This window comes from Kitasatospora sp. P5_F3, from assembly GCF_054049135.1.
The window spans coordinates 1-439 of the sequence record NZ_JBFUMY010000215.1 but is presented as its reverse complement, the minus strand read 5'-3'; the positions used below and the strand labels follow the sequence as shown (position 1 = coordinate 439).

General features: G+C 56.7%; 2 rRNA genes. Both read left to right on the top strand.

Features of this window, described 5'->3' with window-relative positions:
• Positions 1-74 (top strand): 16S ribosomal RNA (locus ACXJMZ_RS37430); the annotation flags it as partial.
• Positions 75-352: 278 nt separating this feature from the next.
• A 23S ribosomal RNA gene (locus ACXJMZ_RS37425) occupies positions 353-439 on the top strand; the annotation flags it as partial.

The window sequence follows — 439 nt, the reverse complement described above, 5'->3', positions numbered from 1 at the left end:
AGGTGGGACCAGCGATTGGGACGAAGTCGTAACAAGGTAGCCGTACCGGAAGGTGCGGCTGGATCACCTCCTTTCTAAGGAGCACATAGCCGGATGTGAGCGAATGTCTCACACGGTTGCTCATGGGTGGAACGTTGACTATTCGGCACGGATTGAGAGCTTCGTTAGTACTGCTTCGGCGTGGAAAACGATGGTGATTGGTCTGTGTCGGGCACGTTGTTGGGTCCTGAGGGAACGGCCGTTATGGTCGTTGCTTCAGAGATGCCGGTCCTACTTGATCGACGCCTTGTGCGTTGTGAGGGTGGGTGTCTGGTCGTTGTTTGAGAACTGCACAGTGGACGCGAGCATCTGTGGCCAAGTTTTTAAGGGCGCACGGTGGATGCCTTGGCACTAGGAACCGATGAAGGACGTGGGAGGCCACGATAGTCCCCGGGGAGCC